The sequence below is a fragment of the Soonwooa purpurea genome (assembly GCF_053891095.1).
This window is the reverse complement of the sequence record NZ_JBSSMA010000008.1, coordinates 66,176-86,323: the sequence shown is the minus strand read 5'-3', so window position 1 is coordinate 86,323 and position 20,148 is coordinate 66,176. Positions and strand designations below refer to the sequence as shown.

General features: G+C 34.9%; 17 protein-coding genes and 3 tRNA genes. 9 read left to right on the top strand and 11 right to left on the bottom strand.

Annotated features, from left to right (window positions below):
- Positions 1-78: 78 nt before the first annotated feature.
- Genes glmS through ACVFVN_RS09130 form a run of 3 tightly spaced genes read right to left on the bottom strand, consistent with a single transcriptional unit; the run spans position 79 to position 4,307 of the window.
- A complete protein-coding gene (gene glmS, locus ACVFVN_RS09140) occupies positions 79-1,932 on the bottom strand; it encodes a glutamine--fructose-6-phosphate transaminase (isomerizing) (protein WP_456235005.1) in 1,854 nt (617 codons plus the stop codon).
- A 29-nt stretch (positions 1,933-1,961) separates the two neighbouring features.
- On the bottom strand, positions 1,962-3,521 hold the full coding sequence (locus ACVFVN_RS09135) for a DUF4270 family protein (protein WP_165133524.1): 1,560 nt from the start codon (positions 3,519-3,521) through the stop codon (positions 1,962-1,964).
- 15 nt (positions 3,522-3,536) lie between these two features.
- Positions 3,537-4,307: a glycogen/starch synthase gene (locus ACVFVN_RS09130; protein WP_165133527.1), complete on the bottom strand. Its 771-nt coding sequence runs from the start codon at positions 4,305-4,307 to the stop codon at positions 3,537-3,539.
- Between the two features lie 222 nt (positions 4,308-4,529).
- Between ACVFVN_RS09130 and panC the strand changes: the two genes are divergently transcribed.
- A complete protein-coding gene (panC, locus tag ACVFVN_RS09125) occupies positions 4,530-5,378 on the top strand; it encodes a pantoate--beta-alanine ligase (RefSeq protein WP_456235004.1) in 849 nt (282 codons plus the stop codon).
- 116 nt (positions 5,379-5,494) lie between these two features.
- On the opposite strand, the gene ACVFVN_RS09120 is transcribed toward panC, so the two are convergent.
- The 3 genes from ACVFVN_RS09120 to ACVFVN_RS09110 all read right to left on the bottom strand — a co-directional run bounded on the left by ACVFVN_RS09120 (position 5,495) and on the right by ACVFVN_RS09110 (position 5,780).
- Positions 5,495-5,567, bottom strand: a tRNA-Lys gene (locus ACVFVN_RS09120).
- A 30-nt stretch (positions 5,568-5,597) separates the two neighbouring features.
- Positions 5,598-5,680 (bottom strand) — tRNA-Leu (locus ACVFVN_RS09115).
- A 27-nt stretch (positions 5,681-5,707) separates the two neighbouring features.
- Positions 5,708-5,780 (bottom strand) — tRNA-Lys (locus tag ACVFVN_RS09110).
- A gap of 120 nt (positions 5,781-5,900) precedes the next feature.
- On the opposite strand from ACVFVN_RS09110, the gene ACVFVN_RS09105 reads away from it, so the two are divergent.
- Complete coding sequence (locus ACVFVN_RS09105) at positions 5,901-6,419, top strand: shikimate kinase (RefSeq protein WP_165133533.1); 519 nt, start codon at positions 5,901-5,903, stop codon at positions 6,417-6,419.
- Between the two features lie 15 nt (positions 6,420-6,434).
- Here ACVFVN_RS09105 and ACVFVN_RS09100 read toward each other — a convergent pair whose 3' ends face one another.
- The gene (locus ACVFVN_RS09100; protein WP_165133536.1) at positions 6,435-6,884 is read right to left on the bottom strand and encodes an RNA-binding S4 domain-containing protein; all 450 of its coding nucleotides are present in this window, start codon (positions 6,882-6,884) and stop codon (positions 6,435-6,437) included.
- A 55-nt stretch (positions 6,885-6,939) separates the two neighbouring features.
- On the opposite strand from ACVFVN_RS09100, the gene ACVFVN_RS09095 reads away from it, so the two are divergent.
- Complete coding sequence (locus ACVFVN_RS09095) at positions 6,940-7,671, top strand: hypothetical protein (protein ID WP_165133539.1); 732 nt, start codon at positions 6,940-6,942, stop codon at positions 7,669-7,671.
- 72 nt (positions 7,672-7,743) lie between these two features.
- Here ACVFVN_RS09095 and mtaB read toward each other — a convergent pair whose 3' ends face one another.
- The 3 genes from mtaB to ACVFVN_RS09080 all read right to left on the bottom strand — a co-directional run bounded on the left by mtaB (position 7,744) and on the right by ACVFVN_RS09080 (position 9,858).
- Complete coding sequence (mtaB, locus tag ACVFVN_RS09090; RefSeq protein WP_456235003.1) at positions 7,744-9,099, bottom strand: tRNA (N(6)-L-threonylcarbamoyladenosine(37)-C(2))-methylthiotransferase MtaB; 1,356 nt, start codon at positions 9,097-9,099, stop codon at positions 7,744-7,746.
- 65 nt (positions 9,100-9,164) lie between these two features.
- Complete coding sequence (locus ACVFVN_RS09085; RefSeq protein WP_456235002.1) at positions 9,165-9,377, bottom strand: DUF6496 domain-containing protein; 213 nt, start codon at positions 9,375-9,377, stop codon at positions 9,165-9,167.
- A 4-nt stretch (positions 9,378-9,381) separates the two neighbouring features.
- Positions 9,382-9,858, bottom strand: coding sequence for a hypothetical protein (locus ACVFVN_RS09080; protein WP_456235001.1), 477 nt, complete (start codon positions 9,856-9,858; stop codon positions 9,382-9,384).
- A 128-nt stretch (positions 9,859-9,986) separates the two neighbouring features.
- On the opposite strand from ACVFVN_RS09080, the gene ACVFVN_RS09075 reads away from it, so the two are divergent.
- The 6 genes from ACVFVN_RS09075 to ACVFVN_RS09050 all read left to right on the top strand — a co-directional run bounded on the left by ACVFVN_RS09075 (position 9,987) and on the right by ACVFVN_RS09050 (position 19,516).
- The gene (locus ACVFVN_RS09075) at positions 9,987-12,116 is read left to right on the top strand and encodes a S9 family peptidase (protein WP_456235000.1); all 2,130 of its coding nucleotides are present in this window, start codon (positions 9,987-9,989) and stop codon (positions 12,114-12,116) included.
- Between the two features lie 128 nt (positions 12,117-12,244).
- Positions 12,245-13,903 (top strand): peptide MFS transporter, encoded by a 1,659-nt coding sequence (locus tag ACVFVN_RS09070; RefSeq protein ID WP_456234999.1) that lies wholly within the window; start codon positions 12,245-12,247, stop codon positions 13,901-13,903.
- A gap of 141 nt (positions 13,904-14,044) precedes the next feature.
- On the top strand, positions 14,045-15,817 hold the full coding sequence (locus ACVFVN_RS09065) for a peptide MFS transporter (RefSeq protein ID WP_456234998.1): 1,773 nt from the start codon (positions 14,045-14,047) through the stop codon (positions 15,815-15,817).
- Between the two features lie 129 nt (positions 15,818-15,946).
- A complete protein-coding gene (locus ACVFVN_RS09060; RefSeq protein WP_456234997.1) occupies positions 15,947-17,341 on the top strand; it encodes a peptide MFS transporter in 1,395 nt (464 codons plus the stop codon).
- A 106-nt stretch (positions 17,342-17,447) separates the two neighbouring features.
- On the top strand, positions 17,448-18,959 hold the full coding sequence (locus ACVFVN_RS09055) for a peptide MFS transporter (protein ID WP_456234996.1): 1,512 nt from the start codon (positions 17,448-17,450) through the stop codon (positions 18,957-18,959).
- Positions 18,960-18,991: 32 nt separating this feature from the next.
- Positions 18,992-19,516: a thioredoxin family protein gene (locus ACVFVN_RS09050; protein WP_456234995.1), complete on the top strand. Its 525-nt coding sequence runs from the start codon at positions 18,992-18,994 to the stop codon at positions 19,514-19,516.
- A gap of 289 nt (positions 19,517-19,805) precedes the next feature.
- On the opposite strand, the gene ACVFVN_RS09045 is transcribed toward ACVFVN_RS09050, so the two are convergent.
- Complete coding sequence (locus tag ACVFVN_RS09045) at positions 19,806-20,111, bottom strand: DUF3467 domain-containing protein (protein WP_165133568.1); 306 nt, start codon at positions 20,109-20,111, stop codon at positions 19,806-19,808.
- Between the last annotated feature and the right edge of the window lie 37 nt (positions 20,112-20,148).

The following is a 20,148-nucleotide window of genomic DNA, read 5'->3' as shown; positions in this document are numbered from 1 at the left end:
ATATATAATTTTTTTTAAAACTACTATTACTTTTCCTTAACGTATTTTAATTATTAATATTGTTTATGTAACGAATATTTATTCAACTGTTACAGATTTTGCAAGATTTCTTGGTTGGTCAACATTTGCACCACGATAGACCGCAACATAATAGGACAATAATTGTAATGGAATTGCAGCTACTATTGGCGAGAAACATTCTGAAGTTTCTGGCATTTCGATAACATAATCTGCCATCTCTGCAACTTGCTGATCGCCTTTGTTAACTACAGCGATAACTTTACCTTTTCTAGCTTTAATTTCTTGTACGTTGCTTACGATTTTATCATAATGTCCTTGTTTTGGCGCAATAATTACGATAGGCATGTTCTCGTCGATCAACGCAATTGGACCGTGCTTCATCTCAGCTGCAGGATAACCTTCGGCATGGATGTAAGAAATTTCTTTAAGTTTAAGTGCCCCTTCTAATGCAGATGGGAAGTTATAGCCTCTACCTAAATATAAGAAGTTGGTCGCATCAACAAATTGTTTAGCAATATTTTTGGTAACCTCGTGAGAAGATTGCAATACTTCTTCAACTTTAACTGGGATAGCATCTAATTCTGTAATTAAACGCATAAACTCTGCATTGCCTAAGTTGCCATTATGCTTTCCTAATTTAAGAGCGATTAAAGACAAAATTGTTAACTGAGCAGTGAAGGCTTTTGTAGAAGCCACCCCTATCTCTGGACCAGCATGCGTGTAAGATCCTGCATCTGTTACTCTTGCAATAGAAGAATCTACAACATTACAAATACCATACACAAAAGCGCCTTTCTCTTTGGCTAATTTGATAGCCGCCATTGTATCGGCTGTTTCTCCAGATTGAGAAATCGCTATAACGACATCTTTCGGACCAATAATGGGGTTTCTATATCTAAATTCTGATGCATATTCTACCTCAACAGGAATTCTTGCAAACTCTTCGATAAGATATTCACCAATAAGACCAGCATGCCAAGAAGTACCACAAGCAATGATGATAATTCTTTCCGCTTTATTAATACGATCAAGGTGATCCCAGATACCAGCCATTTTAATAATACCTTCGTTAACCAAAAGTCGTCCTCTCATGGTATCAAGAATTGATTTTGGTTGTTCAAAGATTTCTTTTAACATGAAATGTTCATAGCCTCCTTTTTCAATTTGCTCAAGATTTAATCTAAGTTCCTGAATAGCGGGTTCTATTTTTTCGTTGTCTTTGATAGTGTAGATATCCACACCTTTTTCCAATGAAATGGTTGCCATATGTCCTTCTTCAAGATATACAGCTTCTTTTGTATATTCTACAAAAGGTGAAGCATCGGACGCTATAAAGAACTCATTTTCTCCGAGCCCTATTGCCAGTGGTGATCCCAATCTTGCAACGATTAATTCTCCTGGGAAATCTTCGTGCATCACTGTAATTGCATAAGCGCCATAAACTTCGTTAAGTGCAGCTCTAACAGATGAAGCGAAATCAGCTGAAGGATTTTTATCTGTGAAATATTGAATTAAGTTGACTAAAACCTCAGTATCCGTTTCTGATTTAAATTCAAAACCATTTCCAACAAGCATTGTTTTGATGGTATCATAATTTTCGATGATCCCATTATGTACTAAAGCAATTTTGCCATCGTTTGATAAATGAGGATGCGAGTTTCTATCACTAGGTACACCATGTGTTGCCCAACGGGTGTGCCCCATACCGATGTGGGAAGTTCCTTTCATTGATTCTGAAATAGCCACCAAATCATCAACTTTTCCTTTGGTTTTTTGAACTTCAAAATCATTATTTTTATTTTCAAGTACAATTCCTGCACTATCGTAACCTCTATATTCTAAACGTCTTAGTCCACTAATTACGATATCGTAAGCATCTCTAAAACCAGTATATCCAACAATTCCGCACATAATTTTATATGTTTAATTTATTTGTGTTATTAATTTGTTTGTTTTTTTGAATAAGCGACTTTTAATTGAACAAATTGCGAATTACTAATTTCTTTACCAATATTATCGAAATCCGTTCCTTTAAAAATCATTCTATTAGGTGTATAAGCTCTATCCGTGTAATCAACTCCAAGAATTTCTCCTGTTGAAGCGCTATTAAGATACGACCCTAAATCAACAACTAAATCTTTAGCTTCTTTACCCTGTTCAATAATATCTTTAAGCGTTTTGGTGATTCCGATGTCATAATAGGCCAATTCTTTATCCAAATCATAAGATTTAATAAGTAAATAATTGGTATTAGCCAATACGCTCATATCAGATAGCAATTCTGTAGAACCAGTTTCTTTCACCGTAAAATATCGTGGCTTTTCGTAAGCATTCGCCCAAATAGACGTATCGGTATATATTCTAATTTTAGCAGTAACAATGGCTGTTTTATCGTTTTTATACAAGTCACGTAATTGGGCAACAGTTTGTGCCGGTATTTTTAGTCCAAAGCTACTACCTCCCATACCTTGTGCAAACAACTGCGGCTGACCATCTTGTGAAATAGTCTCCATGGCTGCCTTATAAGGCGTTCCTAACCTATTATATTCGATTTGATTGAATTTAGCATTGGAGCCAGCCAAGCTTAACTCATAATCAAAACTTTCTCTTTTCACAGTTCCGTCAGATTGTGGAACATCTTTTTTGTAATATAATTTAATTGAATTACCTGCCGGCGTGAATTTGAAGATATAACCGTCTGTTTCATCAACCGAAATCTGAATTCCTTTAAAATAACGAATAAAACTAGCTGCGTTTGCTAACTCTGGTTGTTTATTCTTAGCAATAATTTTAGTTTGAAAAAAATCTTTATCTAAAGGAATACGTAGGCTAACATCTCTATTAAGCAACTCTGATCCGCCATCATCTTTTGTTATCACTACAGAATTAATAGTCCCATCAAAAACCTTTGCCCCTATTACATTAGCGTTCACATTGACCATTTTGTTAGAATTCACTTTATCTGAATAAGCTCCTAAAAAATCTTCGACCTCTCTAACTTTGATATTAAATTTAGTTTTTTCACCACCGATTTCGAGTTTGCCATATTTTGTTACTGGATAAGTTTTCACAACTTTTTTTGCAGCAACATTTCCATCTGGATAAATATAATCCTCATTGGTTGTTGTAACCAGAGAATCTGAGTTATATAATGGCGTCATAACCAAAACTGCAGAATCCAAAACTGCATTTGTCCCGAAATCAAAATTATCGCTTGACATTCTAACTTGGCTGACATAACTTGATTTTTGCATTCCGAAAGCAGGTTCATTAAAAGCTCCTAAAGTTGCATAGGCTAGCTGGCTAGCATCGGTACGAATGACATCACCGTTATTAATATTGTAGGCAACAATACCAAAAGTTTTCTCAACACCTTCTGCACTATTCCCATCGAAAAGTTGCTCTCCAAGGTTATCCATTTCGGATTCGCAACTTACAGCTACTAGAGTCAAAGCTAGCACCCCACCTAATTTGATTAGGTTTTTAAATTTATTTATCATTCTTGTTTTTTCGATTTAATATACTTGCGAAATAACATCTACACTAAGATAGTCTGACTTTTCTACTGAAGCTTCACCATAAGCCGCATCCAAAGAGTCTATTAAGAATTCATCACCTTTAACAATAGTATCAACATAAGCCATAGCATCGTTCACAAATCCTAAAAACCTTGGATTATCTAACGAAGATAACTCAGTAATATTATCAAAAGTCAAAATTTCTTTTGTGTTGCTTCCTAGCTCAGCATCCGTTTCATTATAAAGAGACAAGACCAATTTTGTATCATTAAAATAAGTATCATCTTTATAATACGTTTTTAAGTAGATTGGTATTAAAGAGGCCATCCAACCGTTGATATGAATAACGTCTGGCACCCAATTAAGTTTTTTAATTGTTTCTATAACACCTCTTGCGAAGAATACGGCTCTTTCGTTGTTATCTTCAAAAGCTTTTTCTTCATCATCGAAGTACAATTGCTTTCTTTTGAAATACTCTTCGTTATCGATGAAATAAACTTGAAGTCTTTCTCCTGGCAAAGACGCCACTTTAATAATTAAAGGTTGATCTAGATCATTGATGATAATATTCATCCCTGATAGTCTGATAACTTCGTGTAATTGGAATTTTCTTTCGCTTATTTGTCCAAACCTTGGCATGAAAACCCGCACATCGTTACCTTCTTGATGCATCTTCAACGCCATTTGGTTGACCATATTTCCCATGTTAGAACCTTCATGGTAAGGATACATCTCTGTCGTAACGTACAAAATCTTTTGATTCGGCATAATATATTTTATTGTCTAAAAAGTATAAACACTTTATTCTGCAAAATTACAAAAATTTATTGCATTTATTTTGTTTTAATAATTTTTAAGTAAATTTATGACTCGAACCGGACTATTCTTACAGAAAATCAACATTTTAACAAATTATTTTACAAATAATTAACAAATAAAAATATTGTTATAAATACATTTTCTAACTTTACATTCTATTTTAATGTAAGTATGAAAATCTTAAACAACAAGGCCGAATTGCTAGACTTTGTCGCTGACATAAAAAAGCAAAACAAAAACATCGGTTTCGCGCCAACTATGGGCGCTTTACATAACGGACATCTATCTTTATATAAAGTTGCAAGAGAAAATAATGACATTGTTATCTCTTCCATTTTTGTAAATCCCACGCAGTTCAACAATCTTGAAGATCTAGAAAAATACCCACGAACCATTGCGCATGACATTGAAAAATTAAAAAATTCTGAATTGGTTGATGCAGTCTATATACCAACTGTTAACGACATTTACCCTAATGGGCTAGCGAGCAAACAATACAACTTCAACGGCTTGGAAAACGAAATGGAAGGCGCAGCCCGCCCAGGACATTTCGATGGCGTCGGAACTGTCATCGAAGCCTTATTTGGCCAAATACAACCAGATGATGCTTATTTTGGCGAAAAAGATTATCAACAATTAAAAATCATCGAAACTTTAGTTAAAAATTTAAAACTCTCTGTTAAAATCCATGGTGTCGCCATCCACAGACAAGAAGATGGACTTGCAATGAGCTCGCGAAACGCAAGACTTAACAACGAAGAAAAAAATGCCTCTACCATCATTTACAAAACTTTAAAACAAGTCAATGACTGGTTCCGTGTCATTAGTATTCCTGAAATTAAGGAGCGTGTTGTCGAAATTTTTGAAAAACAGGACAATATGGAATTAGAATATTTTCTTATTGCCGACGAAGAAAACCTGAAAGAAACAGACTTTTTCTACAAGGACAAAAACTACAGAGCTTTTATCGTTGTTAACGTCGGAAAAGTAAGATTGATTGACAATATACATCTGGAGTAATCCAGATTTTTTTTGGCATAATGTACAAAAACATAGAAGCCTCCTTATTCAGGAGGCTTCTAAACACCAAATCACAAAATATTAATATGAAAAAAATTTACTATGAGGTAAATTTGTGACCCGGCTGGGATTCGAACCCAGGACCCATACATTAAAAGTGTATTGCTCTACCAGCTGAGCTACCGAGTCTTGAATGTAACATTCAAAGTTTTTTTGCAGTGCCTGCGACTGGACTCGAACCAGCACATCCTTAGGAAACCACCCCCTCAAGATGGCGTGTCTACCAATTTCACCACGCAGGCAAAAAGATCTTTCAATCTTATTGCTAGTGACCCGGCTGGGATTCGAACCCAGGACCCATACATTAAAAGTGTATTGCTCTACCAGCTGAGCTACCGAGTCGGCCACTTTAACAAAGCTTGTTCTTATCTCTAAGTATTATCCTTTGTTTTTAGTGGTGCAAAGATATATCTTTTTTTTGATTCTCAAAATTTTTTTTCGAAATTTGTTGAAAATAAAAACATGATAATTTCCCTAATCGGCTACATGGGAAGCGGAAAATCACACATTTCCAAACTCTTAAGCCAAAAAATTAACTTCAAACTAATTGATCTAGACCATCAAATAATTTTGAAACATCAAAAAAAAATCTCCGAAATCTTCACTGAGCATGGCGAAATCTTCTTTAGGAAAGAAGAAAAATCAGTTCTGGAAGATATTTTGAAACTTGATAACGACATTGTATTGAGCCTTGGCGGCGGCACACCTGTATATTATAACAATATGGATTTGATTAAATCGAAATCCAAAAGTGTATTTTTACAAGCATCTGTTAGCACTTTGACAGATCGTCTTTTGCGACAAAAAGCCAAACGCCCTTTAATAGCCCGCTTGCCTGATGAGGATCTACCAGAATTTATAGCTAAGCATTTGTTTGAGCGAAATGCCTTTTATAACCGTGCAGAATTTATTATTAATACAAATAATAAAAGCCCAGAAGATATTGTTGATGAAATCATGTTAGCTTTAGATTTAAAATAAAAAAAGACGGGGGAATTAATCTTCCTCGTCTTCATTAAGCTCTTTAAAGTACAAATCCCAAGATTCCTCATCGCCCACCCCAGCGGTTTCTTTTTCCTCATCGGTATCGAGAAAACCTTCAATTTCTCGTCGGTCTTTTTTGGTTGGTCGCCCTTCTCCTCTTTGTCTATAATAGTTTTGAGAACTCTGACGCATTTTCAGGATTTCGTATTGCTCTTTATCTGTCTTGTCTGTTACGTGTAGAGAAACCAATTTGGCACCGATACGGCTTTTGGGAATTTGCAGAATTTCGATTTTATAATCGATTTGATTTTTTCTGATTTTTATAATATCTCCTACTTTAACCTCTTTTGAAGACTTTACAGTTGATGCACCTATACTAACACGATTCTTTTTTATCTCTTCTGCAGCAATGCTTCTGGTCTTATAAAATCTTACACTCCACAAAAATTTATCAATTCGCATATTTTTTTATACTTTTGCTCCGTTAAATAATCGGCAATTTAAGATTAAATCAAAAATGAAAAAAATATTATTCGGTTTTGCAGTGTTAGCACTTGCATTACAAAGTTGTAAGAAAGACAATGATGCGGAAGAAGTTTATACCGAACCAACGATCGAACTGCAAAATGAGCATGACGATATAGCAATATCTAAATTTTTAGACACTAATTATTTTGATACACAAGGAAACATCAAAGCTTTTAGCGATAAAGATGATAGCGATGATGACAAACCAAAGCTATCTAGCTATGAAAAAGAAACTTTAGCTAACGGCACCATTATTATTAAAAGACCTGGCGCACAACCTACAGAAGGAAAAACGATTGCACCAACAGACAGTCTAAGAATCATGAGTACAACAACTGCTTATTGGGCGACTGATGAAGAGAGCGAAGTTAAATTCCGCTATGGTTATGTATTTTCTAATGACATCTACGGAAGCGGCAATCCACAAGTTGACCCGCCTTACTATTATGTGACAGAAAAATTCATGGCCGATAATAAGAATACAAACCGTAATTATTATCAAATGGAAGGTTTCCAAGAAGCTTTGCAACATTTTAAATCTTGGGAAATAGAGGATTCTGTTACGCCAAACTTACAAGGTGTAATCATTGTACCTTCTAGAGCAGCTTTTGCCAGAGATGATTATTACCATGCTCCATCTTATCCTACATATTCTTTACGAAACAGAACTTTCGTATTTAACTTCCAAGTTTACAAAAGCATTACCAGACCAAAACCTTAATTTTTGGTTTCAAAATATAAAAAAAGAGAATCGTATTGATTCTCTTTTTTGTTTCTAGAAGTTTAAATATCATTAAATCTTAGCTAAAAAATCTTCAAAAACCGACTCAACAGACACGACGCCGTCCTCATCTATTTTATTAAGTTTTAATAATTCTATTTGATTAACCGACTGCTCGTCAAAAACTTTTTTCACACGAACATAATTCTCTGTAAATCCGTACATGTAACCATTCTTGTCTTCATGCTCCCAAAGTACAGGCAAAGTTTTACCTAACTGGGTTTGATAAAAAGCCATTTTCTTTTTCTCAGAAAGAATTCTCAACATTTTGTTACGCTTTTTTCGTTCAGGGATTGGCACAACGCCTTCCATATCAGCCGCCTCGGTATTTTCTCTTTCAGAATACGTAAAAACATGCAAATACGAAATGGGTAAAGAGTTAATGTAATTATAAGTTTCCATAAAAAGTTCTTCCGTTTCTCCAGGAAAACCAACAATAACGTCGACACCAATTGCTGCGTCTGGCATAACGTCACGAATTTTTGACACCCGATCCGAGTAAATTTTGGTAAGGTAACGGCGCTTCATCAGCTTCAAAAGATCATCGCTTCCACTTTGCAACGGAATATGAAAATGCGGCACAAAACTTTGGCTTTTTGAGACTAAATCTATGCTTTCGTCTTTTAAAAGATTGGGTTCAATTGAAGAAATACGAATTCTTTCGATACCGTCAACTTTGTCCAATTCTGAAATTAAATCCAGAAAAGTATGTTCATGCTTTTTGTTTCCAAACTCTCCTTTCCCGTAATCACCAATATTGACACCCGTCAACACAATTTCTTTAATATCTTTAGCAGCAATTTCTTGTGCGTTTTTCACAACATTATCGATGGTATCACTTCTCGAAATCCCTCTAGCTAACGGAATTGTGCAATAGGTACATTTGTAATCGCAACCATCCTGAACTTTAAGAAAAGCACGTGTGCGGTCGCCAATCGAATAAGAACCTATAAAAAAATCGGCTTCATCAATTTCACAAGAATGTATTTCTGCCGAGCTTTCTGATTTTTCTAAATCGCTGAGATAACTTAAAATGTTGAATTTTTCTTTGGCACCAAGCACCAAATCTACACCTTCAATATCTGAGATTTCTTCAGGTTTTAACTGCGCATAACATCCAATAATAGCCACTAGACCTTCTGGATTAGCTTTCATTGCACGCTTCACATGAAATTTGCATTCTTTGTCAGCATTATCAGTAACCGAACATGTATTGATAATATAAACCTTTGCAGGCTGGTCAAAGTCCACCTTTTCGTAACCTGCATCCACCAGTTGGCGCGCAATAGTTGATGTTTCTGCAAAATTAAGCTTACAACCTAAAGTATGGAAAGCCACCGTGTTAGGCTGTTGTTGTCGTTCTGTCATAAGGTTGCAAAATTACTAATAAAATCCAATAATCTCAAAATGAGTTTAAACACAAAAAAAGCCAATTAAATTGACTTTTTAGTTGGCTTTTTATTTTCAATAGGTTCTTTTGGGACTTTCAAACCTTTTTCTCTAGCTTCAGAAATCCCAATGGCAACCGCTTGTTTTCTATCGGTCACTTTTTTACCCGAACTGGTTTTAAGCTCACCTTCTTTATACTCATGCATTACTTCTGCAATCTTTTCCTGTGCTTTTTTAGAATATTTTTTTGTTGTCATTATTTTATGATTTTGGAATTAAAACACCAAGTTCATAAACTTTGGTATGCATCAAATAGCGGACACGCTCGCGCGAGGTTACACTCTGGATTTCTCCTTTTTTGTCAACCACAAAAACACCGTCTTCAGAAATTAAAGCGTCAGAATCTGACATTAATTCTTCTTCGATGCTTTTCTCTTTAATCTCAGCAGTGCGTTCTATATATTGCGCAACAAGACTTTTAAATAAAGGATTTCCAGAATGGACAATATCATAATCCAAGCTAGACTTTGCCATAAAATAATTTTTTTTTGCAATTAGCCCCGCTGCATCATCGAACACTGGATTATCATTACCATCCAAAAAACCGACTTCTGTTAATGTACCATGATTATCTCTTGCAAATTGTTCAGCTTCTTCAAAAGAATTAAACATGGTATAAAGCACATCGTTTTCAAATTGAAATTTTGTCAAACGACTTCTGATATCTGTATTTTTCATAGTAAACAATTTTTGGTGTTATCGTATAAATACAAGAATGTTGCCAAGCAAGTCGCAATTCTACGTTCAAATCGTTAAATTATACACAAAAAATGTATCTTTACGAAAGTTTATTCTAATAATTTATAATGAAAAAAATAATTCTATCGAGTCTATTAATGGCTACATTTTACAATGTTAGCGCACAAAACATTACTTTAGACAAAATATATTCCGGCCACTATCGCGGAAAAGGAATTTCAGGAATCTCCTCTTTAAAAAACGGTGAAAACTATGCAGTGATAGAGCAAGGAGGAATTGCAAAATATTCTTATAAATCCTTTCAAAAAGAGGGAAATATTGTGGATGGAAATTTTGAAAGCTATCAGTTTTCAGAAGATGAATCCAAAATTTTATTACTAAAGGAAAGTCAGCCCATTTACAGACATTCTTTTTTAGGAAAATTCGATATTAAGGATTTAAAATCCGGAAAAACAACGAGTTTAAACAATGGGGATTTCGTTCAAGAGCCTACATTTTCTCCAGATGCTACAAAAGTGGCTTTCATTTCAAATAATAACTTATTTTATCAGGATTTAAATTCAGGAAAAATTACTCAAATAACACATGATGGAAAGAAAAATTCCATAATTAATGGTTTAGCAGATTGGGTGTATGAAGAAGAATTCGGACACGCAAAACAATATGAATGGACCAAAAATTCCGATGCCATTGTTTTTGTAAAATCCGATGAAACCGAAGTTCCAGAAATGTATATTCCTATTTACGGGAAAAATCTTTATCCTCAGGAAATGAGATTTAAATACCCTAAAGCTGGAGAAAAAAACTCTATTGTTTCTGCAAATTTATACCGTTTAGATAATGCTAAAACAACAGCTTTAAATTTAAAATCTTTCAAAAATTATTATATTCCAAATGTATACAAAACAGCAAAAGCGGACGAAATTGTACTCATCACTTCTGAAAGAACTCAAAATGCTTCAGATATTTTAAAAGTAAATACGAAAACAGGCAACGTACAAAAACTTTTCACAGAAACAGATCCTGCTTGGATAGAAACCGATAATGTAACCTTGGAATTCTTGGAGGATAATTCATTCTTATGGGGATCTGAAAGAGATGGAAACCGTCATTTATATTGGTATGATGAAAGCGGAAAGCTAAAAAAACAGATTACGAAAGGAAATTGGGAGATTACAGATTATTACGGTTTCAACCCAAAATCTAAGGAAGTTTATGTACAAACTACAGAAAAAGGAAGCATTAATAAAGTAATTTCAAAAATTAATATCGACAATGGGAAGTCTAAAATTATTTCTAATCTCGAAGGGAATAATTCTGGGAATTTTAGTAAAAATTATCAATATTTCATAGAAACTTCTTCTACAGCAGCAAAACCATACACTTATGTTTTAAAAAACAATGACGGAAAGCAGCTTAAAGAATTACAAAACAACAACGAACAGCTGCAAAAATTAAAAGCCGATAATTTTGTTGATAAAGAATTCATCACCATTCCGAATGAAGCAGGTGACCAAATGAACGCTTGGATAATTAAGCCTAAAAACTTCGATCCTTCTAAAAAATATCCGTTATTCATGTATCAGTATTCGGGACCTGGCTCACAATCTGTTGCCAATTCTTGGGATAACGGAAATACCATTTGGTTTGAAATGTTGGCTCAAAAAGGATATATCGTAGCTTGTGTTGACGGAAGAGGAACTGGTTTTAAAGGTTCTAAATACAAAAAAGTAACTTATTTAAATTTAGGAAAATACGAAATTGAAGACCAAATAACTGCTGCAAAATGGTTTGGAAAACAATCTTATATCGACAAATCTAGAATCGGAATTTTCGGGTGGAGTTTTGGTGGCTACATGTCATCTTTGGCTTTAACAAAAGGGGCAGACACTTTTAAAATGGGAATTGCCGTTGCACCAGTAACCAACTGGAGATATTATGACACCGTTTACACAGAACGTTTCTTAAAAACACCTCAAGAAAATCCTGACGGATATGATAAAAATTCGCCAACAGAATATGCTCAATTATTAAAAGGCAAGTTTTTATTAATCCACGGAACAGCCGATGACAATGTACATTTCCAAAATTCTATGGAGTTTTCTGAAGCTTTAATTCAAAATAAAAAACAATTTGAATTCATGGCTTATCCAGACAAAAATCATGGTATTTACGGCGGACAAACCAGACCTCAACTCTACGAAAAAATGACGAATTTTATTTTAGAGAATCTTTAATTAATCCATACCAACATCTTTCTTATCCATGAAAGGTGTTTTTTTCAAAAAAAACTAGATGCATCAATATTATTTATTTTATCTATTGAAATAAAATATTATTTTTGGAAAATTCGAAAAATAAAAATATGAAATCAAAACATCCTAAAGGACTTCCCTATCTTTTTTTCACAGAAATGTGGGAAAGATTTGGTTATTATTTAATACTTGGAATTTTCGTTCTTTACCTTATAGAACCTCAAGGAATGGGCGGCGGTTTAGGAATTACCGACAAAAATGCGGATGATATTTTCGGGACTTATATCGCATTAACTTACTTAACCCCTTTTATTGGTGGATTTTTGGCGGATAGAGTTTTAGGATACATCAAATCTATTTACCTCGGTGGAATTTTAATGGCGGCAGGATATATTGGTTTGGGACTTTTCAAAGAGATGTCTTTGTTTTATGCTTCCTTAGCGTTAATAATTGTCGGAAACGGCTTTTTTAAACCTACTATTTCTACCCTTTTAGGAAATCTATATTCAGAGGAACCTTACAAGGCCAATAAAGATTCTGGTTACAATATTTTCTATATGGGAATTAATATTGGAGCATTCATTTGTAATATTATTGCTGCTTTTATGCGTAATAAATTCGGATGGGGAGAAGCCTTTATTACCGCTGGAGTGGGAATGCTTTTAGGTTTAGTTATTTTCAGTATTGGTTTAAAACATTACAAACACGCTGCAGAAATGAAACCTGTACAAGAAGGTGATACCAAACTTTCGCAGATTTTATTAAAAGTGTTTGTTCCTGCCATTATTGCCGGAGCTATTGGTTGGTTTATCCCAGGAAATTTAATAGGAAGTGATTCTACAGACGCCTTTATTTTTGCGTGTATTCCGGTTATTTATTTCTATGTTTCTCTTTATTTTAAATCAAAACCAGAAGAAAAACCTTCTATAGGAGCGTTACTTTCCATTTTTTTAATTTCGATGTTCTTTTGGGCAGTTTTCAAACAAAATGGAACAGCTTTAACAAGATGGGCCAATTATTATACAGATAGAAGTGTTCCTGCTGCTGCAGAAAAACCTTTAGAAAAAATCTACATGGTGGAAGGAATTGATTATGCTGATTCTAAAGAGCCAATTCCTGTTTATGACGATCAATTTAGAGCTAAAAAAGAAAATGGAGAACCGGTAAAAGCCATTGGCAAGAATGTATATTTTAATAATATTTCTCCTGAACAAAAATCTGCAATTGAAGCAAAACCAGATTCTAAAATATTCCTTTACAACACCGAGCTTTTCCAATCGATAAATCCTTTTTGGGTAATCGTTCTTACCCCAATAATTGTAGGAGCTTGGATGTTTTTAAGAAAAAGAGGAAAAGAACCTAGCACTCCATCAAAAATTGTTTTGGGACTTTTTATTTCTGCACTTTCTTGTATAGTAATGGTTTGGGCGGTTCATGCAGGCGACAACGGAAGTATGAAGGTTTCGCCATGGTGGTTGGTAGCGAGTTATGGTGTAATTACAGTGGGCGAACTTTGCCTTTCACCAATGGGATTATCTTTCGTGTCTAAACTTTCGCCAGCAAGAATCACTGCTTTAATGATGGGTGGATTTTTCTTAGCCAACTCTGTTGGGAACAAGCTTTCAGGGATTTTAGCAAGTACTTGGTACAGTTACGAAAACAAGGCCAATTACTTCTTAGTTAATTTTGCTTTGTTGATTTTTGCAACGCTTTTAGGTCTTTCCATGCTGAAACGACTTAATAAAATCATGAAAGAAAAAGGACATTAATTTTAATTCACTTTTATAAAAATAAAACCTCTTCAATATTAAATTTGAAGGGGTTTTTAGTTTTAAACATCAAAATTTACCCCTCCAAATTGAATAATTTCGTTATCTTTCGGCTCCAAAAAAAATGTAAAATTTAAATTAATGGCAACGGAAGCAACGCAGAAAGATTTTTATAAATCCGAAATTTTAGGACAAAGATCAGGTCTATTTGTCCTTTTCTTCACAGAAATGTGGGAACGTTTTTCCTTCTACGGAATGCGTGTACTTTTAATTCAGTTTTTAACAGCAGCAGTAATTTCAGGTGATCCAAAATCTGGCTGGGCATGGAGCGCAGAACAAGCAGGAGCTCTTTATGGAACTTATGCTATGATGCTTTATTTAACTCCAATTTTTGGGGGAATTATCGCTGATAAATATATTGGTTCTAGAATGGCGGTAATTATTGGCGCCGCAATTATGACTATTGGACATGCTTCCATGGCGTTTGACACCCCTACCATGTTTTTTATTGGTTTGGCGTGTTTGGTAATAGGAACTGGATTTTTCAAACCTAATATGCCTTCTATTTTAGGGGAAATGTACAAAGATCTACCCGAAAAGAAAGACGGTGCCTACACCATTTTCTATATGGGTGTAAACGCTGGAGCCTTCTTCGGAATGATGCTTTGCGGATATATTGCAGAAACGCAAGGATGGCATTGGGGATTCGGGTTAGCTGGAATTTTCATGTTGTTGGGAACGCTGCAATTCGCTTTTGCAAAACCTTTAATGGGGAATTTAGGCGTATTGGATAAATCCAAAGAAGAGCCAGAAACTGTAGAAACCAAAGAAATAAAATCTACAGAAGACACCGACAAAAGAAATCCTTTTACGACGCTAGATTATATTCTAATCGGAATTGTTGGGGTAATTGGTTTATTGTACGCCTTCAACGATCCATTGTCTAAAAACGGAATTATTGATATGTTCTCAAGTTTGGACACGCCTTTCCTACGTGGACAATATATCATGATTATTTTAGCTTTAATCATCTTTATTTATCTTATTGTTTCGCGTATTCTTCGTTACGATAAAGTGGTTCGTGATAGAATGTTTGCCGTAGTTTTATTGGCATTCTTCCTTATTTTCTTCTTTATGAGTTTTGAACAAGGAGCCACTTCTTTGGTTTTAGTAGCAAGAGATTATATTGATAGAAGTTTAACAGGTTCTAGCTTAACCATCTTCAATATGGTAAATACAGCATTTACAATAGTTCCTTTGGCTATTATTTCTTGGGTATTGGTGAAGTTAGCGGCTAACACTTGGAAGAGAATTGCATTATCTAATGTTATTCTTGTTCTTTGTTTTGTTCTTATTTGGGGAGCAGCACTTTGGATGTTGAAAAATGAGTTTTCTAAAGAAGCTTCAGAAATTACGGTTTCTTGGTTCTCAACGCTTAACTCATTCTTTATTATCGCTTTAGCATCCACCGTTTCAAAACTTTGGGAATCTAAATACAATCCTTCTGCGGCCTTCAAATATGGTTTTGGACTTATTTTGGTAGCTATTGGTTTCTTAATTTTAGGATTAGGATCAATGGGCATTTCAGAAGGGGTAAAAATCTCAATGATTTTCTTGGTGTTAACTTATTTATTCCACACTTTAGGAGAATTATTTATTTCACCAGTAGGATTATCTTATGTTTCTAAACTGGTTCCCGCACGTATGTTGGCATTTATGTTTGGAATTTGGTATTTAGCCATCGCCATTGCACAAAAGTTAGCTGCCGTTTTGGGTGGACAAGTAGAAACAATCCAAGCCCAGTATTCATTAAGCCATTTCTTCTTTTTGTTCACAGCAATTCCAGTAGGAGCAGGTTTATTGGTAATGCTTTTGAATCCATTAATTAAAAAATTAATGCACGGAATTAAGTAATTTATTTTTAAATAATATAAAGCCACATCTTAGGATGTGGTTTTTTTGTTTTTAATAGTCGAAAAACTTGCTAAAACATCAAAAAAAACTATATTTGTGAGTCTTAACAAAAAATTAACATTAATAAATATGAATACAGTACAACAGAAAGGGCATCCTAAAGGATTATACCTTTTGTTCTTCACTGAGATGTGGGAGCGTTTTTCTTACTATGGAATGCGTGCAATCCTTATCCTTTACCTTACAAAAAAATTGGTAGAAGGCGGATTAGGAATGGACGAACAAAATGCAACTTTGTTATATGGCTATTTCACAGGTCTTGTTTACTTCACACCACTTATTGGTGGATGGCTTGCAGATAAATTCCTAGGCAAAAGATTAGCGATTACCATAGGAGGTATTACCATGATGATTGGGCAGTTTGTACTGTTCGGAATGAACAACATGACGGGGCTTTATATCGGCCTACTCTTACTAATTATTGGTAACGGATTCTTTAAACCAAATATATCAACCTTGGTTGGTGGACTGTATGCGGATGGAGACGACCGTAGAGACTCTGCATTCTCTATTTTCTATATGGGGATTAACCTAGGAGCATTAATTGCGCCTTTCATTGTAGGTTATTTTACAGATAATTTATTCGCTACCACAAATGCTGATGGTACAGTAGCATTTGGATACAGATATGGTTTCCTTGCAGCAGGTGTTGGTATGTTATTGGGACAATTGGTATTTAATGTTTTAGCTCAAAAATATCTAGGCGATTTAGGTAAAAAACCTATTGGTGCTATTTCTAACAACGAAAATACTGAGGAACATTTACAATCCATTAATCCAGAAACTGGAGAAGCTTTAACAAAACCTCAAGAAAAGCAAAGAATTTCTGTTATCTTTATTTTATTCTTGTTTGCAGTATTTTTCTGGGCAGGATTTGAGCAAGCAGGTTCGTCCTTATCTTTATATACCGATAAATTTATTAATAGAACGGTTTTCGGATTTGAAATTCCAACCTCATGGTTCCAATCTGTCAACCCAATATTCATTGTAACATTAGCGCCTTTATTCGCCATGTTCTGGAGTTCTAAACTAGGTAAAAAACTTTCTACCCCTGTTAAAATGGGTGTGGGTATGATTATTTTAGGTATCGGATTCTGGTTTATGCTTGGAGCAGTTGCTGAACGTAATTCTAACGGTGACATCGCAGATATCGCTAACAAAGCTGGGATGATGTGGTTGATTATGACTTACTTACTACACACTATTGGCGAACTTTGTTTATCCCCAGTTGGTTTGTCAGTTGTTACTAAACTTTCACCTCCAAAATTAGCATCTATCTTAATGGCAGTTTGGATGCTTTCATCTTCCGTAGCTAACTTTATCGGTGGATTTGTAGCTTCAATTGTTGAAACTTTAGGAGCAGGTGAAGTATTTACATACATCTCTGGATTTGTAATTGTCTGCGGTTTATTACTTTTACTTTTAAGTAAATATATCAGCAGAATGATGCACGGTGTTAAATAATTACATTGAGTATCCACTCAAATAAAACAATAAAACCTCTGACATTTCAGAGGTTTTTTTATACATTAGCGAAGCTGTTTCATTAGTAGAAGCAGCTTCTTATTTTATGTACACATTAGAACAAATACAAGATTTTAAAGGAAAGTATCCCAAACAAATTTGGAGTTTATTTTTCTCTGAAATGTGGGAACGTTTTTGCTTCTACGGAATGCGTGGAATGCTGGTGTTTTTCATGATTCATCAACTTAACTTTCAGGAAAAAGAAGCCAATTTACAATACGGTGCAACACAGGCATTTGTGTATGCTTTTACTTTTATTGGAGGACTTTTCGCTGATAAAATTTTAGGTTTCCGAAAATCACTTTTCTGGGGTGGATTATTAATGATTGTCGGAAGTGGCTTGTTGGCAACAGATCCGCACGATTTCTTTTATTTCGGTTTAGCCTTTATCATTATTGGAACAGGCTTTTTCAAACCTAATATTTCCACTATGGTCGGCGAGCTTTACAAAGAAGGCGATAACAGAACCGATGCAGGATTCTCTCTGTTTTATGCAGGGATTAATCTAGGAGCATTTTTAGGAGGTTACATTTGTGTTGCCATTGGTAAAGGATACATGCTTTCTTCAGTTATTGATGAGGCACATCGTTGGAATGTCGCATTCGGGTTGGCAGCTGTGGGGATGTTGGTAAGTCTTATTAATTTTCATTTTACTAAAAAATCTTTAGGACCTATTGGCCTACAGCCTGGACATCCAGAAGCGATTGTAAAAGCCAAAGCTCTTCCAAAATGGGCAGAATACGCGGTGTATGCGGGCACATTGCTTTTGATTCCGTTAATCCAAGTGATGGTTTCTAAAACAGAATACACCGATTATTTCATGTACATCATTGGTCCAGCAACTTTAGTCTATTTATTCTACGAGATGTCAAAAGTTTCGGTTGCAGAACGTAAAAAACTGATTGCTGCTTTGGTATTCATTATTTTCTCGATTGTTTTTTGGGGAATCTATGAACAAAGTGGAGGCTCACTAAGCATCTTTGCCGCAAAGAATCTAAATGATTCTTTATTAGGATTAACAGTTGATCCCAACGGCGTCAATAACTCTGGAGGCGCATTTTTCATTATTCTTTTAGCACCTTTATTTGGATTGTTATGGATTTGGTTAGGAAAACGAAAATTAGAACCCAATACGATTATTAAATTTGGTTTAGGATTTATCTTTCTAGGCTTGGGTTATTATGTTTTGTTTGCAACACGATTTTTTGCAACAGACGGCGTGTCGTCTTTAGATATTTTCACAACAGCTTTGCTTGTTATCACCATTGGTGAGCTCTGCTTATCACCCATTGGTTTATCCATTATGACCAAACTTTCACCTGCAAAACTTCAAGGAATTATGATGGGAATGTGGTTTTTAGCCTCTGCTTATGGACAATATGTTGCAGGACTAATTGGTGCCAATATGGCTGAAGCAAGAGAAAATGCAGGCGCAGCAGAATCATTATTAACTTATACAGATGGTTACAAACAATTGGGTGTCTATGCGTTAATTGCTGGTGTGGTATTAATTTTGATATCTCCTCTTATTAAAAAATTAATGCAAGAAGTGAAATAATATTTTTCTATTTCTTCATAAAACCTATACAGATGATGAAGATTTTTTTCCAAGTACTTTTTATACTAATGTCTAACTTTTCCTTTGCACAAGTACATTGGATGACAATTGGCGAAGCTTTAGAAGCTCAAAAAAAAGTCCCGAAAAAAATCTTCATCTCTTTTACAGAGAGCAATTGTGATACTTGTCAAAAGATGGAAAACCAAACTTTTGAAAATCCTATTATTGCTAAAATTATTTCTGAAAACTTTTATCCTGTCAAATTTTTTACAGATAGCAAAGAAAAAGTCAACTTCCATGGTCGTATCTTCGAATGGAAAGATAGTCTGAAATCTACTCTCCATCCCTTTGCAAAGTATATGAACATTTCTAAAGTGCCCGCATTAATATTTTTGGATGAACAATCTTCGCCAATTATCAGTCTTATGGGCGCTTTGTCTGCAAAAGATGTTGAGCCTTATTTCTCCATGATTACCTCGCAGAATTATAAAAATATAAAGACGCGTCAGCAATGGGATGATTATCAACGAAAATTCAGGTCTAAAATAAAAGATTAAAACTTATAGAAGCTTCATGTATGTGAGTTTTTTTTCTTTTGATTGTCTTAATCTCTTACTATATGCGTGAGGGCGAAGCGCATTGTTGGAGCTCGTTTTTTTGAGGTGTCAGCGGAGCGGAGCTCCGCTGACACCTCATAAAAACAGCGACTGCGCGAAGACCGACGCAAGGTGACGCGTTGCGCGCGAACGAAGTGAGCGCGTTAACAAGTCTCCGTAGCGGCACGCCTAAAATAAAAAAGTCCTGACTCTACTAAGAGTCAGGACTTTGCGTATGTTAAGAAAAATCTTAAGCTTGTACGTTGTTACCTCCTAATACGAAAGGCTCAACTTCTTTGATTTCTCCAAATTGTTGCTCGTAGTTAGCTACGTTTTGTTGAAGAGCAGCCAATACTCTCTTAGCGTGAAGAGGTGCAAGGATAACTCTTGATCTTACGTTAGCTTGTTGTACACCTGGCATTAATTGAATGAAGTCTACAACGAACTCTGATGGCGAATGGTTAACTAGTGCAAGGTTACAATATACGCCTGCAGCGATCATTTCGTTCAATTGGATGTTGATGTTGTTAGGATCTTGGTTTTGATTGTTGTCCATTTTTAATTATTTTGTTTTTAAAATTTGAAATTTGAGA

Excerpts from the sequence above, each read along its gene's own strand:
- glmS (WP_456235005.1), bottom strand. The coding sequence starts at position 1,932 with ATGTGCGGAATTGTTGGATATACTGGTTTTAGAGATGCTTACGATATC.
- ACVFVN_RS09060 (WP_456234997.1), top strand. The coding sequence starts at position 15,947 with ATGAATACAGTACAACAGAAAGGGCATCCTAAAGGATTATACCTTTTG.
- ACVFVN_RS09070 (WP_456234999.1), top strand. The coding sequence starts at position 12,245 with ATGAAATCAAAACATCCTAAAGGACTTCCCTATCTTTTTTTCACAGAA.
- mtaB (WP_456235003.1), bottom strand. The coding sequence starts at position 9,099 with ATGACAGAACGACAACAACAGCCTAACACGGTGGCTTTCCATACTTTA.
- ACVFVN_RS09050 (WP_456234995.1), top strand. The coding sequence starts at position 18,992 with ATGATGAAGATTTTTTTCCAAGTACTTTTTATACTAATGTCTAACTTT.
- panC (WP_456235004.1), top strand. The coding sequence starts at position 4,530 with ATGAAAATCTTAAACAACAAGGCCGAATTGCTAGACTTTGTCGCTGAC.
- ACVFVN_RS09130 (WP_165133527.1), bottom strand. The coding sequence starts at position 4,307 with ATGCCGAATCAAAAGATTTTGTACGTTACGACAGAGATGTATCCTTAC.
- ACVFVN_RS09135 (WP_165133524.1), bottom strand. The coding sequence starts at position 3,521 with ATGATAAATAAATTTAAAAACCTAATCAAATTAGGTGGGGTGCTAGCT.
- ACVFVN_RS09080 (WP_456235001.1), bottom strand. The coding sequence starts at position 9,858 with ATGAAAAATACAGATATCAGAAGTCGTTTGACAAAATTTCAATTTGAA.
- ACVFVN_RS09105 (WP_165133533.1), top strand. The coding sequence starts at position 5,901 with ATGATAATTTCCCTAATCGGCTACATGGGAAGCGGAAAATCACACATT.
- ACVFVN_RS09065 (WP_456234998.1), top strand. The coding sequence starts at position 14,045 with ATGGCAACGGAAGCAACGCAGAAAGATTTTTATAAATCCGAAATTTTA.
- ACVFVN_RS09055 (WP_456234996.1), top strand. The coding sequence starts at position 17,448 with ATGTACACATTAGAACAAATACAAGATTTTAAAGGAAAGTATCCCAAA.
- ACVFVN_RS09085 (WP_456235002.1), bottom strand. The coding sequence starts at position 9,377 with ATGACAACAAAAAAATATTCTAAAAAAGCACAGGAAAAGATTGCAGAA.
- ACVFVN_RS09095 (WP_165133539.1), top strand. The coding sequence starts at position 6,940 with ATGAAAAAAATATTATTCGGTTTTGCAGTGTTAGCACTTGCATTACAA.
- ACVFVN_RS09075 (WP_456235000.1), top strand. The coding sequence starts at position 9,987 with ATGAAAAAAATAATTCTATCGAGTCTATTAATGGCTACATTTTACAAT.
- ACVFVN_RS09045 (WP_165133568.1), bottom strand. The coding sequence starts at position 20,111 with ATGGACAACAATCAAAACCAAGATCCTAACAACATCAACATCCAATTG.
- ACVFVN_RS09100 (WP_165133536.1), bottom strand. The coding sequence starts at position 6,884 with ATGCGAATTGATAAATTTTTGTGGAGTGTAAGATTTTATAAGACCAGA.